The 15,618-nt window shown below is 64.3% G+C and carries 10 protein-coding genes; 8 read left to right on the forward strand and 2 right to left on the reverse strand.

Going from position 1 to position 15,618, the window contains the following annotated elements; all coding sequences use genetic code 11:
- Window positions 1-80: 80 nt before the first annotated feature.
- Window positions 81-2,003, reverse strand: coding sequence for a hypothetical protein (locus tag ACZ500_RS10500; protein ID WP_464232445.1), 1,923 nt, complete (start codon window positions 2,001-2,003; stop codon window positions 81-83).
- 798 nt (window positions 2,004-2,801) lie between these two features.
- On the opposite strand from ACZ500_RS10500, the gene ACZ500_RS10505 reads away from it, so the two are divergent.
- The 5 genes from ACZ500_RS10505 (at window position 2,802) to ACZ500_RS10525 (ending at window position 7,915) form a co-directional block, all read left to right on the forward strand.
- Window positions 2,802-3,251, forward strand: a complete 450-nt coding sequence (locus ACZ500_RS10505; protein WP_464232446.1) for a hydrogenase iron-sulfur subunit — start codon at window positions 2,802-2,804, stop codon at window positions 3,249-3,251.
- Between the two features lie 90 nt (window positions 3,252-3,341).
- Window positions 3,342-4,010: a methylenetetrahydrofolate reductase C-terminal domain-containing protein gene (locus ACZ500_RS10510; protein ID WP_464232447.1), complete on the forward strand. Its 669-nt coding sequence runs from the start codon at window positions 3,342-3,344 to the stop codon at window positions 4,008-4,010.
- A gap of 7 nt (window positions 4,011-4,017) precedes the next feature.
- A complete protein-coding gene (locus ACZ500_RS10515; RefSeq protein WP_464232448.1) occupies window positions 4,018-4,938 on the forward strand; it encodes a methylenetetrahydrofolate reductase in 921 nt (306 codons plus the stop codon).
- A 9-nt stretch (window positions 4,939-4,947) separates the two neighbouring features.
- Complete coding sequence (locus tag ACZ500_RS10520) at window positions 4,948-6,345, forward strand: glutamate synthase-related protein (protein WP_464232449.1); 1,398 nt, start codon at window positions 4,948-4,950, stop codon at window positions 6,343-6,345.
- Window positions 6,332-7,915: a glutamate synthase-related protein gene (locus ACZ500_RS10525; RefSeq protein WP_464232450.1), complete on the forward strand. Its 1,584-nt coding sequence runs from the start codon at window positions 6,332-6,334 to the stop codon at window positions 7,913-7,915. The genes ACZ500_RS10520 and ACZ500_RS10525 overlap by 14 nt, the downstream gene beginning before the upstream one ends.
- 26 nt (window positions 7,916-7,941) lie before the next feature.
- On the opposite strand, the gene ACZ500_RS10530 is transcribed toward ACZ500_RS10525, so the two are convergent.
- A complete protein-coding gene (locus tag ACZ500_RS10530; RefSeq protein WP_464232451.1) occupies window positions 7,942-8,205 on the reverse strand; it encodes a hypothetical protein in 264 nt (87 codons plus the stop codon).
- A 29-nt stretch (window positions 8,206-8,234) separates the two neighbouring features.
- Here ACZ500_RS10530 and ACZ500_RS10535 point away from each other — a divergent pair, with 29 nt between their 5' ends.
- The 3 genes from ACZ500_RS10535 (at window position 8,235) to carB (ending at window position 15,516) form a co-directional block, all read left to right on the forward strand.
- On the forward strand, window positions 8,235-10,925 hold the full coding sequence (locus tag ACZ500_RS10535) for a GltB/FmdC/FwdC-like GXGXG domain-containing protein (RefSeq protein WP_464232452.1): 2,691 nt from the start codon (window positions 8,235-8,237) through the stop codon (window positions 10,923-10,925).
- Between the two features lie 193 nt (window positions 10,926-11,118).
- On the forward strand, window positions 11,119-12,270 hold the full coding sequence (carA, locus tag ACZ500_RS10540; RefSeq protein WP_464232453.1) for a glutamine-hydrolyzing carbamoyl-phosphate synthase small subunit: 1,152 nt from the start codon (window positions 11,119-11,121) through the stop codon (window positions 12,268-12,270).
- Between the two features lie 9 nt (window positions 12,271-12,279).
- The gene (gene carB, locus ACZ500_RS10545) at window positions 12,280-15,516 is read left to right on the forward strand and encodes a carbamoyl-phosphate synthase large subunit (RefSeq protein WP_464232454.1); all 3,237 of its coding nucleotides are present in this window, start codon (window positions 12,280-12,282) and stop codon (window positions 15,514-15,516) included.
- Window positions 15,517-15,618 lie beyond the last annotated feature (102 nt).

Below are 15,618 nucleotides of genomic sequence, written 5' to 3' on the forward strand. Positions count from 1 at the left end.
GATTTTTTGCCCATCTCAGCGCCGTCTGTTTTCCGAGCGACCTCAGTGAGATCCTGAATGAGCCGTATTCCCAGCTGCAATCACTGTATCTCCTGTTCCGCAAACAACGGACTTCGCCAGCCCGGGATCTTCCCCTGATCGAAGTGCACGCGGATATCATCGCCTGCGACCTCGTAGCGCGCGGGCGGCATGGGGCTGTCAAACATAAAACGGATCATGGCTTCCAGATCCACTCTCCCGGCTGCCCTGGAGGTACGCTCATCGAGCGGAAGGGGAGGAAATTCTTGAATCTGTCCGCCACCTCGATCGATGGTAGGGGGCCCTTCCCGTCCGCAAAGCCGGGCCATCCCGCTCATCTCCAGGAGTCTCTGTTCGTGCAGCCCCCCGATAAACGCAGCGAAACGCCTGCTGACAAAAGCGATCAGCCGGGGGCGTTCCCGCTGAGGTTCATGGAAGGCAATCGAGGGATCCACCAGGAGGTTTTCGAACGTGAGCACAAACGGGGCATAGTCCTGCATCGCGACATCACAGGTACTGAACGCTCGAACCAGGCGCCTGACCACTTCGCCTCGCTCCCTCAAAAAGACGGACATCTCGTCGCGGACCATTTCCGACCCCTCTCGATATCCCTCGATGCCGTCCACCCTTTCAACGATACCCTCGGCGAGGCCTTTCAGTACGCGCCTGAACTTCTCCCGCTCGCGCCAATAGAATACGGGGCAAAGCCCTTTTGCGGCAAGTTCGGTGACGAGGACATCGAAATTCTGTACCGGTGCGAGTTCCGCACCCCATCCATCATTCCGATGAGCGGATCCACCCCTCAGCGCCCCGAGCCGCCTTCTGTGCAATGCAACCTGAAGAGACTCCAATTTGGCCGCCCGGCCGCGATCCGCAGAATTCTTCGCCTCGATGACGAGCGGCAACCTGCGCTTCCGGAAGAATTCTTCCCTGAAAAGGCGTCTGGATTCGGCCAGCAGATCTTCACCCTGCTGAAGGGGTGTCTCATCGGGTTGATCCGTGATGACGGGGACGGACCCTCCTCTGACGCCCATCTGCTCCACCTCCTCGGCAGACACACGCGGGGCATCACCCAGCGGCGCGTCCAGACCCACCTGAAGGGCCCCTTGAACCAGGAGCGATTGCAGGGCGGATCGTCTTGCCTCCCCCTGAATCCCCACCGCGTTTTTCTGTGCCAGAAACTCCTTGTATCTTTGGAGCGTCGCCTGCATGCATTCCCAACGTTTGAACGGACCGAGAAGAAGCAGGCTTCTGTTCATCAAAAAGAGACGGTCGAAGAGTGTGTGCAGGTCATCCAAGACGAGCGAATCCTCCGCAGAAGGCGAGCACGGAACGCACCTGAAGACGGTCTTTCGCTGCCCAAGGAAGGTTTGGAGACCCTCTTTCACCTCCCTCCATCGCTCTTCGGAGATCATCCTGCGTCCGCCGCCGTCGATGATCGACCCGGCCAGATCCTTCAGGGCCGCCCGCGCCGCCTCGTGCTTCAGACCTGCCGGCGGCAAGGCTTCGGCCTCCAGATCCGCCATGAGGGCATCGAACGTGCCTTGCATCGGAGGCCCCTCGCCGGGAGGGATCTTGAGGAAAAACCGTTCCCGGAATGCCCCCCTGTCCTCGTCGACCCATCGCAGCACCTTTCGGATCCGCCGGCACGTCAAGGGTTTTTCTCCGATTATCCCTTCTGCGCTCTCAAGCGCCTCCGATCCGTAAAGCGTCCTCAGCGCATTGCCGAAAAGACATCGAAGATAGACATCCTCTCCTTTCAGTTCAACCCGCACGTTACCGGTATACACCCAGGGGTTGCGCGGATCGGCATTGGGGCGGATCTCGACGAAACGGCTTCTCGACCTGACCTTGTGCGGGGATGACCAGCCACTCCGCCCATACAGGCAGAGATCGCCTGCGTAGTCGAACCCCAGTTCGCCCCTCCTGGCAGCCGCCTGAGCGAAGACCGACAGCGTATAGGAGGACTTCTCGAGATCACTCAACCCCAGGTCCTCCACTGACACCGGCACTCGACCGTTCCCTCTCTACCCCCGCCCCGCGGCACCCTTCGCCATCCCCTCGCCGCCCGAATGCCCGCAGGCGTTGCCGCTAAAACCCTCCGCCCGTGCCCGACACTTCGCACTCGCCTCATTTTCCCCAATGTAAGACGATCATCCCCAAATACACATCCTCACTAATTACTAGCAAAAAGCGTACCACGCGCGGAGATCCCAACCCTCAGAGCGGGCGAACCTCGGGGCTTTGTCCAGGGTATACCTATTGCCAAACACATGAAATTGGCCGGCGCCGCCCTGCACGAACGGTTGGCGGCCGGCTCAGCGGGTTTTCGTTGGGGCTCCTTTTACTCAGGCTGCGCATTGCACAAAAACTTGGGAACCCCGGCACGGGATTGTGCACAGCAGAAATGCACCCCTCCGCAACCACGAAGCAGGCGGCAGCAAACCATCCCCCGGCGCTTGCCGCTCCTGGAGCGAACCGCGCATCCCGCCCGGACCCGGGCTTTATCAGTGCAATTTTCTCTGCGAACATCCCTCCAGGCGAAGCCCCTGCCCGGTGGGTGAGCGCCTGCAGCGGCGGTCCGCCCGAATCGATGACACGAACACCATCGCGAACCTGCCGGGCCCGCGGAGGACGGGCCCAGGATCCGGCCCTTCGGCGGTCGGCACCTCTGTTAGTCATGCTGATGATTTCGGTAGCTTTTAAATGTAGCTTAATTGCACCAATTAATTATTTATCTTGCATAGAAAAACAAACTTTGCTAGCCTGTGAGGTCAGATCGTTTGCTGAAAGGACTGAGCGTCAAGATGAACCAACCGGAGAATCAAACCCTCGCCCTCTTCTATTGCCGGCAGGTGCCCGGCGGCGGCGAGGCCGAACGGCGCGACCTCGAAAGAGAGTACAGGGAGGCTCTTCGCCTCTTCCCCATCCCCTGCAGCGGCCGCCTTGAACCCGTGCACCTCCTGAGGGCCCTCGAGGAATTCGCCGACGCAGCCTACGTCATCACCTGCCCTGAAGGGGCCTGCCGCTACTTCGAGGGGAACCGCCGCGCCTGCAAGCGCGTCGCCCGGACCCGCGGAATCCTGGCGGCGATCGGGCTCGAACCCGAACGGGTGGGACTGATCACGGGCTCCCCCGAAACGCCCCGGACCCTGGCCAAATGGGTGCCGGAGATCTTCCGACAAATCCAACACCTCGCGCCCTCCCCGGTCCTCGCAACAGCCGTGCGGTGAAGCCCATTTCCAGAGCATCGATGCGACAGCCCGTCACGGCGTCTCTGATCGAGCCTGTTTCTCTATTCTGTCGCCAAGGAGAAGGACATTATGATTACCGCAGAACAGAAGCCCCTGGAAGACATCAGGGGGATGATCGCCCCTTACAGGCGCCTGCTCGTGCTTGGCTGCGGCAGCTGCGTCGCCGAGTGTGCGGCGGGGGGCGAAAAGGAAACGGCCATGCTGGGCTCGGCCCTGCGAATGGCCGCCAGGATGAACGGGGAGGACGTCCTGATCGAGGAGAAGACCCTCGACCGGCAGTGCGTCCGGGAGTTTGTCGTCCTCCTCGATGAGATCATCGACCGCTACGATGCGATCCTGTCCCTCGGCTGCGGCGCAGGCGTCCAGGCCGTGGCCGACATGTATCCCGAAATCCCCGTCATCCCGGCCCTCGACACCGAGTTCATCGGAGAGACAAAGGACCAGGGGTACTGGGTGGAAAGCTGCGTCGGATGCGGCGACTGCATGCTCTACGAGTTCGGCGGCGTCTGCCCCCTCGCCCGCTGCGCCAAACACCTCCTGAACGGCCCCTGCGGCGGCTCCATGAACGGCCGCTGCGAGGTGGACCCGGAACAGCCCTGTGCCTGGCAGCTCATCATCGACCGGCTCGACCGGTTCGATGCCCTCGAGCGTCTCGAGGCCATCCACCCTCCGAAGGACTGGTCCCGGAAGCAGGGCAGGGGGCCCCGCAAAATCATGAGAGAAGACCAGCAGAGGTGATCCCGATATGAGCCGACTGAAACATATCCTCGAAAGCGGCGCCTTCGCCGTGACCGCAGAGTGCGGGCCCCCGAAAGGGGCGGACCCCGGCGTCGTCCTGAAGAAGGCCGAGATCCTGCGCGGCAGGGTGGACGCCGTCAACGTAACCGACAACCAGACCGCCATCGTGCGCATGTCGAGTCTTGCGGCCTGCAGCCTGCTGAAGGGCGCGGGCCTCGACCCAGTGCTGCAGACAGTGGTGCGGGACCGCAACCGGATCGCCCTCCAGTCCGACATACTGGGGGCATCGGCCCTCGGGATCCGGAATGTCCTCTGCCTTTCCGGGGACCACCCCTGCTTTGGAAACCAGCCGCAGGCCCTGGGGGTCTTCGATCTCGACTCGATCCAGCTCCTCCAGGTGGTCAAGGCTATGAGGGATGAAGGGCGGATCCTCGGCGGCGAGGCTCTCAGCAGCGCACCGGATCTCTTCATCGGGGCGGCGGCCAACCCCTTCGCCGACCCGCTCCCCTTCCGCGTCGTGCGCCTTGGGAAGAAAATCGCAGCCGGGGCCCAGTTCATCCAGACCCAGTGCATCTACCACCTCGAGCGCTTCGTCGACTGGCTCGACCGGGCGCGGGACCGCGGTCTGACGGAAAAGGCCTTCATCCTCGGGGGCGTCACCCCCTTGAAGTCCGCCGCCATGGCCCGGTACATGAAGAACAAGGTCTCCGGCATGGATGTGCCTGACGACATCATCCGGCGCATGGAGGGCGTCCCCAAGGAAAATCAGCGTGAGGAAGGGATCCGGATCTGCGTCGAAACCATCGAGGCCCTCAAGGCGATGCCGGGCGTAAGCGGCATCCACATCATGGCCATCGAGTGGGAAGAGGCCGTGGGGGAAATCGTCGAACGCGCCCTGCTCCTCCCCCGCCCGGACGTCCCGGCGTAGGAGTCTCCCATGCCCGCGAAATACCTCATCCAGACCAAACCGGAGCCGCACCGCTTCGAACCGCTGACCCCCTCGGGCATCATCGCATGGGAGGAGGGGTGCCTCAAGTGCGCCGTCTGCGTCAAAAAGCGCTGCGTCTACGGCGTCTACGAACGGCGCGGCCTCAACCCCCGGCAGATGATCGAGTCCATCGACAACCAGTGCATGAACTGCTTGCGCTGCGTTCAGAGCTGCCCGAAGGAGCTTATCCACAAGTCCAGGAACCCGGAATACGCGGCAATGGGCGACGAGCACTGGACCCCCGACATCATCGCGCGCCTTTGGTACCAGGCCGAGACGGGGAAAATCCCTGTCTCGGGCGCCGGCTATCCGGGGCCCTTCAGCGGCCCGGGCTTCGACGCCATGTGGACCGACATGTCCGAGATCGTCCGGCCCACCCGCGACGGCATCCACGGCCGCGAGTACATCAGCACCGCCGTGGACCTGGGAAGGGCCCCCGCCTACCTCCTCTTCGATGAGACGGGCGGCCTCGCCGCGCAAAGCCCTCAGGTCGACGCCATCCCCCTCCCGATCATCCTGCGCCTGCCGCCCTTCGGCGACTGGACCGAGGACACCCTTGAGGGCTGGGCGCTTGCCGCCCGCCGCCTGGGGACCTTTTTCTCGGTTCCCATCGGCCGGATCAGGGCCTCCTGGGGGGAGTTCGGCCCCTCTCTGATCCCCGTGCTCGACCCCGGCATAGACGATCTGCAGCGGGTGCCGAAGTGGTTCAGAATCGTCGAGATGGGCTGGGACGAGGGATGGCGCGGGCGCTTCGAGCGTCTCCAAGCCCTCTTTCCGTCCGCCCTCGCGGCCTTCCGGATACCCCTGGTGCAAGGCGCGGAGGAACGGGCCGCGGAGCTCGCCGATGCCGGCGTCCCCATCATCCACCTGGAGGGGAGCCTGGACGGGCGCTGGCACGACGCCGATGACCGCTACCTGAAGGACGGGATCCGCGCGGTGCACCTGCGGCTGGTGGACATGGGCATCCGCAACCAGATGACGCTCCTCGTGAGCGGGGGGATCGCCATGGCCGAACAGGTGGCCAAGAGCATCATCTGCGGGGCGGACGCCGTCTTCATCGATCTTCCGCTCCTCATCGCGCTCGAATGCCGCGTCTGCCGGCGCTGCACAGAAGGTCTCCCGTGCCCGGTCGAGATCGGCCGGGCCGCACCGGATTGGGTCACCTCGCGCGTCGTCAACCTCGTCGGCGCCTGGCACAACCAGCTCCTGGAGGTCATGGGGGCGATGGGGATCCGCGACGCACGGCGCCTGAGGGGCGAGGTGGGCCGCGCCATGTTTTTCGAACAGCTCGACCGCGAGACCTTCGGGTCCCTCGGCCGGATGGAGGAAGGCTTTGAACTCGAATGATCCGTCCCCCTTTCGATTCCCCGAGGTGGTCCGGACGCCTTCGCGCTTCCGCAACCCCATCGGGAAGTACCGTCTTCACCGCACCTCGGCCTGCATCGCCTGCGGTCTGTGCGTCGAATGCTGCCCGTACGGCGTTCACGTCATGAGGCGCGGACGGGTCGAAGTCGCCCGCGCCTACCTCTGCGTGGGGCACGACTGCAAAGACCCCTGCCACCTGAAATGCCCCGAGGGCGCCCTCAGTCTCAAGCGCAGCGTGGATTTCGACACCCTGGGCGATTTCCGCTGGACACCGGACCTTCTGGCGAGCACCTGGTACATGGCCGAAACCGGCACCGTACCGCCCGGGGGGCTCGAATACCGCACCGGCGGATCCGGCGGCGGCTTCGACAAACTGCGCCTCCGCTTCAGGAAGGAGGGCGGCCCGAGGGCGGGCGAGGCTTCGAAGAAAGGGATGCCGGCGGCAGAAGCCTCGAGTTCGGGCGGCCGGAAGGAAGAAACCGGGTGTCCCCCTGGAGAATCTACCTGGACAAACGATGGGAACGGGGTGGACATGGGGGTCGAGCTGAACCGGCGAGGCGACAACGCCCACCGGATCCGCATCGAGGTCCCCTTTTACGGGGGCGGCATGTCCTACGGCTCCGTGAGCATCACCACCATGCTGAGCCGCGTCAAGGCGGCCGCGCTCCTCGGCACCTTCTGCTGCACCGGCGAAGGCGGCTACCCGGACGAGCTCAAACCCTATGACGACCACGTCATCACCCAGGTGGCAACGGGCCTTTTCGGCGTGCGCGAAGAAACCATCCAGCGGGTCCGGATCGTCGAGTTCAAGTACGCCCAGGGGGCCAAACCGGGCCTCGGCGGGCACCTCCTCGGGGACAAGGTGACCCCGGGCGTGGCGCGCATGCGCGAGGCGGTGGTGGGGCACCCCCTCTTTTCGCCCTTCCCGTTCCACAGCGTCTATTCCGTCGAGGACCACAAGAAGCACGTCGACTGGATCAAGGCGATCAACCCCAGGGCCCTCGTCTCGGTCAAGGTCTCTACCCCTACGGACGTCGACATGGTGGCGGTCGGGAGCTACTACGCCGGCGCCCACATCATCCACCTCGACGGAAGCTACGGCGGAACGGGGGCCGCGCCCGACATCGCGAAGAAGAACATCGCCATGCCGCTCGAGTACGCGGTCCCGAGGGTCCACCGCTTCCTTCAGGAGGAGGGGGTCCGCGACAAGGTCACGGTCATCGCCAGCGGCGGCATCCGCACGCCCCACGATCTTGCCAAGATCATCGCCCTCGGAGCGGACGGGATCTGCACCGGCACCGCGGACCTCGTCGCCCTCGAGTGCATCCGCTGCCACAACTGCGAGAGCGGGCGGGGATGCGCCCGCGGCATTGCCACGACGGACCCGGAGCTCATGCAGCTGATCGACTTCGACTGGGGCACCCAGCGGATCGTCAACATGTTCACCGCCTGGCGCAGGGAACTCGTGCGCATCCTCCAAAGGTTCGGCATGCGGAGCCTTTCCGAACTCGTGGGTCAAACGGACTGCCTGGCGCATCTGGATTACCTGTGAACATCCACGGCGGAGCGGCCGATGCTTCACGGACCGCCCGCAGGCGCCCGGTCAACGGAAAATAGGGCCTTTTTGCGCCGCAGCACCCGGAAATGATTTCCCGGTAAAACCCGGTTTCCAATCCGGAAATGAGGATTTTTCTTCACCGCTTCGCCGCTCAGTCCCACCGCTACGCGGCGGGTCCCGGTTTGGCCAATATCAAGGAAATCAAGCGTTTGCGCGGAGGCGACCTGGAGGTCGCCGCACAAGCAAACGTGCAGATTGACGCCGAGATTGGCCAAAAAGACCATTTCCGGATGGAAACCTAAAGAGGCAGAACATGCAAGACGCTCGAACCATAGAACGGATCATCCGCAGCCGCAAACCCCTCCTCGACGGACTCGAACGCCGCGAACGCTTCGAGACCGAGGCCGAAGGAGGCTGCGGGGTGACGGGATTCGCCTGCAGCATCCCGGTCAGGGGCCGGCACATCTTCGAACCCTCCAGGCAGATGCACAACCGCGGGAACGGACGCGGCGGCGGCATCGCCGCCATGGGGTTCGACCCGCGGATGCTCGGCGTCTCCCGGGAGATCCTGGACGAGGACTACATCCTCCAGATCGCCGTGATGGAAGAAAACGTCATCCGGGACCTGGAGGAAAAGTGGATCACCCCTCACTTCGATGTGCACCTGAGCGAGCAGATCCCCCACATCGACGACTACCGCGACATCCGGGGGCTGGACGTCCGCCCCCCAGACGTCTGGCGCTATTTCGTGCGGGTCAAACCGCCCGCGCTCTCGGCCTTCCGTGAACGGAACGGCCTCGACGGCCTGACGGCCCGCCGGGCCGAGGACGAATTCGTCTACCGGAACAGCTTCGGCATCAACCGCGCCTACTACGATGCCTACGGCAGGCAGCGCGCCTTCGTCCTCTCCCACGGCCGGAACTTCTTCATCCTGAAGATCGTCGGCTACGCCGAGAAGGTCGTCCAGTACTACCAGCTCGAAAACTTCAAGGCCCATGCCTGGATCGCCCACCAACGCTACCCCACCAAGGGCCGGGTCTGGCACCCGGGCGGTGCGCACCCCTTCATCGGTCTGAACGAGGCCCTGGTCCACAACGGGGATTTCGCCAACTACCACTCCGTGGCCGAATACCTCAGTCAGCGCAACATCCGGCCCCTGTTCCTGACCGACACCGAGGTTTCGGTGCTCCTTTTCGACCTCTACAGCCGCACCTACGGCTATCCTCTCGAGTACGTCATCGAGGCCCTGGCCCCCACCATGGAGCGCGACTTCGACCGGCTGCCGCCCGAAAAGCAGGCGGTCTACCGGGCCCTCCAGGCCGCGCACATCCACGGGTCCCCGGACGGTCCGTGGTTCTTCATCATCGCCAGGAACGACACGGAGAACCAGCGGCTGCAGCTGATCGGCATCACCGACACCGCCATGCTCCGCCCCCAGGTCTTCGCGCTTCACGACGGGCAGGTGCAGGTGGGCCTCGTCTGTTCGGAAAAGCAGGCGATCGACGCCACCCTGAAGAGCCTCTCGGACGAGGACCCGCGCATCGGCACGGTGGCCGATCTCTATTGGAACGCCCGCGGAGGCAGCCACACCGACGGCGGCGCCTTCATCTTCAACCTGGACCTCCATGACGAGGGGAACCCTCTCGAGCGCCGCCTTACCTGCAACGACAAATTCGGGCGGGAGATCCGGGTGCCGGAGAACCAAACCCCTTATCTGCCCGGGCGCGTCTATTACCTGATGGAGGGCGAAGGGAGTGGACGCGTCGAGACCGCCTCGTTCTTCGAGATGCAGCGCCCCGATCTCCTCTACCGCTACATCCGCGATGGCATTGCCTCCTGGGACTACGCCGACCTCTTCGACTGCCTGCAGGAGATCAAGTTTTGGGCCCTCAAGGGCGACGCCCATTTCGAGGCGGCCCTTCAGTGCCTCACGGACCTGATCGACCGGCGCTACCCGACCTTCGACAAGAAGCGCCGCTCGGTCCTGCAACTCCTCCACCAGACCCTCGAGACGATCCTGCACCATTTCCCGTCACTCGACCGGGAGGAGGACCGGAGCGCCTATCGGCTGATCGACTGGGAGACCCGCCGGTTCTTCCGCGGACCCGCCTATGGGGAGAAGGTGCTGATCATCGATGCGGCGCTCTTTCCGCCCGAAGGAGACCACTGCGACAGCCGCCTCATGGCCGAGGCCTATCACCGCGGGTGGCGCCGCTTCATCGTCTTCGGCCTCAAGGGGCAGCGGTTTCACGGGTGCGGGTTCGGCCCCGACTCGGGCGGCGTCCGCATCGATATCTATGGCAGCTCCGGGGACTACCTGGCCTCGGGGATCGACGGCATGCAGATCCGCGTGCACGGAAACGCCCAGGACCAGCTCGCACAGATCATGAAATCCGGCAAACTCGTCATCTACGGCGACACCGGCCAGACCTTCATGTACGGCGCCAAGGGCGGCGAGGTCTACGTGATGGGAAACGCGGCCGGGAGGCCGCTGATCAACGCCGTCGGACGGCCCAGGGTCGTCATCAACGGCACGTGCCTCGACTACCTGGCCGAATCCTTCATGGCGGGCGACCCATACAACGGAGGCGGCTTCGTGATCCTGAACGGGGTCGCCTTCGACGCGGATGGCCGTGTCGTCCCCCAGCCGTCCCCCTATCCCGGATCGAATCTGTTTTCCCTCGCCTCCGGAGGGGCCATCTATATCAGGGACCCCTGGCGGACCGTGGACGCGCAGCAGCTGAACGGCGGGCAGATCGCGCCGCTGGAGGACAGAGACTGGCAGCTCGTCCTGCCCTATTTGAAGGAGAACGAAGCGCTCTTCGGGATCTCCGTCGAAAAGGATCTGCTGCAGATCGAAGGCAAACGAAAAGCCCCGAGCGAGGTCTACTGCAAGATCATCCCGCGATCCGCCGTGCACAAGGCCATCCAGAAAGACGGCCTCGACGAGTGGGTCGAACCGGAGACCCCCGAAGCGCTGGCCGCCGGTGTCGGAGGTCCGTGACAGCGGGGATATCCTGTTGACATGGAGTGTAGATATCCTTCATTATACTTGTTTGATATTTGGCCCGGGAATCCCCCGGGGGAGCCGGGCCGAACCCTGAAGGTCATCCGAAGCCATTCCCGGCCCGCTTTTCGGACGCCGGGAAGCAGCCGATTCAAAACCAGACCCGGCGGCATTTACCGGTACGCAGCGTATGAAAGCATTGCTTGCACTCGAAGACGGCACCCTTTTCCCCGGCCGGTCGTTCACCGGCCCCGCCGAGGCGGTGGGCGAGGTGGTGTTCAACACCAGCATGTCCGGCTACCAGGAGGTCCTCACGGACCCCTCCTACTGCGGGCAGATGGTGACCATGACCTACCCCCTCATGGGAAGCTACGGCGTCAACGACGAGGACGTGGAATCCGACCGGATCCAGGTGCGGGCCTTTCTGGCGCGTGAATACCAGGCGTACCCCAGCAACTGGCGCTCGAAGCGGAGCCTCGCGGAGTATCTCACCGCCGCCGGGATCCCCGGCCTCGAGGGCATCGACACGCGGGCCCTCACGCGGCACCTTCGCGTGTCGGGCGCCATGAGGGGGGCGCTTTCGACCAGCGATCTCGATCCGCGTTCCCTGGTTGAAAAGGCACGGCGGGCCCCCGACATGCTCGGCCTCGATCTGGTGCGCGAGGTCACCTGCCGCCGGCCCATGCTCTGGACCGAGGGGCGACCCAGCCCCGTCGAGGGCGGGATCGAAGACTTCCGCTGGCCGGACCGTCCCGGCAGATGGCGTGTGGTGGCGATGGATTTCGGCGTCAAGTACAACATCCTCCGCTCCCTCGAAAAACGCGGCTGCACGATCCTGATGGTGCCCGCCGACACGCCGGGCGCGGTCATCGACCGGCTCGACCCGGACGGCCTCTTCCTCAGCAACGGACCGGGCGACCCGGCGGCCGTCACCTACGGCATCGCCTCCATCCAGAATCAGCTCGGCAAGCGCCCGATCTTCGGCATCTGCCTCGGCCACCAGCTCATCGGGCTCGCATTGGGCGGCACCTCCTTCAAGCTCAAGTTCGGGCATCGCGGCGGCAACCAGCCCGTCAAGGACCTGACGACGGGCAAGGTGGAGATCACCTCTCAAAACCACGGGTTCTGCGTCGACATGGACTCACTCGAAGAAAAGGACGTGGAACTGACCCACGTGAACCTGAACGACGGCACCCTGGAAGGCCTCGTCCACAAACGGATCCCGCTCTTTTCCGTCCAGTACCACCCCGAGGCCTCACCCGGGCCCCATGACGCCACATATCTCTTCGACCGCTTCATCGCCCTCATGGAGCGCCACCACAACCCGAACCCGCAGCCCTGAATCCGGACCATGCCGAAACGAACAGACATCCAGAAGATCCTCATCATCGGGTCGGGCCCCATCGTCATCGGGCAGGCCTGCGAGTTCGACTACTCGGGCACCCAGGCCTGCAAAGCCCTGAAGGAGGAAGGCTACGAGGTGGTGTTGATCAACAGCAACCCCGCCACCATCATGACCGACCCCGAGACGGCGCACCGGACCTACATCGAGCCCATCACCCCCGAGATGGTCATCCAGATCCTCGAAAGGGAAAGGCCCCAGGCCATCCTGCCCACCCTCGGCGGGCAGACGGGCCTGAACACCGCCGTCAAGGTGGCGGAGACCGGAATCCTCGAAAAGCTAGGGGTGGAGATGATCGGGGCATCGCTCCCCGTCATCCTCAAGGCCGAAGACCGGGAACAGTTCCGCGACGCCATGGAGCGGATCGGACTCCGAGTCCCGCAAAACGACATCGTCAGGAACATGGACCAGGCGCGCGCCGCGGCCGCGCGGATCGGCTACCCGCTCATCATCCGGGCGAGCTTCACCCTGGGCGGTATCGGGAGCGGCATCGCGTACAACCAGGAGGAGATGGAGACCATCGCCTCGGCCGGCCTCGCCGCCAGCATGATCTCCGAAATCATCATGGAGGAGTCCCTCATCGGCTGGAAGGAGTTCGAGCTCGAGGTGATGCGGGACTTCAAGGACAACGTGGTGATCATCTGCTCCATCGAGAACGTCGACGCCATGGGGGTGCACACGGGCGACAGCATCACCGTAGCCCCCGCACAGACCTTGACGGACCGGGAATACCAGACGATGCGCGATGCGGCGATCCGCATCATCCGTGAGATCGGGGTCGAGACGGGCGGATCCAACATCCAGTTCGCCGTTCACCCCCGGACCGGCGAGATGGTGGTGATCGAGATGAACCCGCGCGTTTCGCGCAGCTCCGCCCTCGCCTCCAAGGCGACCGGCTTCCCCATCGCCAAGATCGCCGCAAAGCTCGCTGTCGGCTACACCCTCGACGAGATCCCCAACGACATCACGCGCGAGACCCGCGCCTCCTTCGAACCCACCATCGACTACTGCGTCGTCAAGATCCCGCGCTGGACCTTCGAGAAGTTCCCCGGCGCCCAGGATCTCCTGACCACCTCCATGAAATCGGTCGGCGAGACCATGGCCATCGGCCGGACCTTCAAGGAGTCGCTCCAGAAGGCCATACGCTCGCTCGAGATCGGGCGCTCCGGCTTCGGGGCGGACAGCCCCCGAAGCCTCGAGCCGCCCCCGGACCCGCACGAGGTGGAAGAAAGGCTGATCCACCCGAACTCGCAGCGGCTCTTTTATATCCGCGAGGCCTTCCGCCTGGGGATCGACATCGAAAGGGTCCACGCGCTGACGCGCATCGACCCCTGGTTCCTCTTTCATCTGCAGCAGATCTTCGCGGCGGAAAACCGCATCCGCGAGCGGGCCGCGGCCGGTGAACGGCTCGAGGACTGGGATCCCGAAGATCTCAAGGACGTCAAGGCCTGCGGCTTTTCGGACCGGCAGCTCGCCCTCCTGCACGGCATCACCGAAGAGGCCGTCCGGACCATTCGATACGCCAAAGGGGTCGAACCGGTCTACAAACTGGTCGACACCTGCGCGGCGGAATTCGAGGCCTACACGCCTTACTTCTACTCCACCTACGAGCAGGAAAACGAGATCCGCCGCTCGGACCGGCGCAAGGTCATGATCCTCGGCGGCGGGCCGAACCGCATCGGCCAGGGGATCGAGTTCGATTACTGCTGCGTGCAAGCCTCGATGGCGCTCCGGGAACTCGGGATCGAGAGCATCATGGTGAACAGCAACCCCGAGACCGTCAGCACCGACTACGACACCTCGGACAAGCTCTATTTCGAGCCGCTGACGACGGAAGACGTCCTCCACCTGGTGCGCCAGGAACAGCCCGAAGGGGTCATCGTCCAGTTCGGCGGTCAGACCCCCCTCAACATCTCCGTGCCCCTGGCCGAGGCCGGCGTCCCCATCCTCGGCACCTCCCCCGACAGCATCGACCGCGCCGAGGACCGGGAGCGCTTCCAGGCGCTCCTCCGGAAGCTCGGCATCCTCCAGCCCGAAAACGGGATCGCCGTCAATGCGGACCAGGCCGTTCAGGTCGCCCGCGCCATCGGCTTCCCCGTGGTGGTGCGTCCGTCCTTCGTCCTCGGCGGCCGGGCGATGGAGATCGTCTACGACGAAGAAGACCTCGTCTATTACATGACATCGGCCGTGGACGTCTCGCCCGGAAAGCCGATCCTGATCGACCGTTTCCTCGAGGACGCCACCGAGATCGACGTCGACGCCCTTTCGGACGGGAGGGACACCCTGATCGGCGGCATCATGGAGCACATCGAGGAGGCCGGGATCCACAGCGGCGACAGCGCCTGCGTACTGCCGCCCATCTCCCTGTCACCCCACATCCTCGATGAACTGAAGCGGCACACCCGCGCCCTCGCCAAAGAACTCGGCGTGGTGGGGCTCATGAACATCCAGTACGCGGTGAAGGACGGCGTCGTCTACATGCTCGAGGTCAACCCGCGCGCCTCCCGCACGGTCCCCTTCGTCAGCAAGGCCACCGGGGTGCCTCTCGCCCGGCTCGCCACCAAGGTGATCGTGGGGGCCACGCTGAAAGAACTGGGGTTGACCGAAGAAGCCGCGCCCGCGCATGTCTCCTGCAAGGAATCGGTCTTTCCCTTCTCGCGCTTCCCCGGCGTGGACACCGTCCTCGGGCCGGAGATGAAATCGACCGGCGAGGTGATGGGAATCGACGCCTCCTTCGGGCGCGCCTTCGCGAAGTCCCAACTGGCCGCCGGGCAAAAACTGCCGCTTGCAGGGAAGGTCTTCGTGAGCGTCCGGGATACGGACAAGCGCGACACCCTGATCAAGACGGCCAGGCTGTTGACCGCGCTCGGCTTCGAGATCCTGGCCACGCTCGGGACCTCCCGTTTCCTGGAGGAGCACGGCATCGCCACCACCCAGGTCAACAAGGTCCGCGAAGGGCGGCCGCACATCGTCGACATGATCAAGAACCGGGAAATCGCCCTCGTCATCAACACCACCAGCAGCAAGAAAGCCGTTTCGGAATCCTCGGCCATCCGCCGGGCGGCCCTCACCCTCGACATCCCCTACACGACCACCCTCGCAGGTGCAAACGCGACGGCGCTCGCCATCGAGGCCATGATAGACGGGGATCTGACGGTGAAAAGCATTCAGGAGTACCACACCTAACCTCAAACCAAGGGGACTGCCTCGGTAGGGTCAGCCCGGCCCCGTGCGCAGGAAACCCCCTGAAACGATTGGAATCGAACCGTGCCGACCGACACCCGAGAG

This window comes from Desulfatiglans parachlorophenolica (assembly GCF_055394735.1).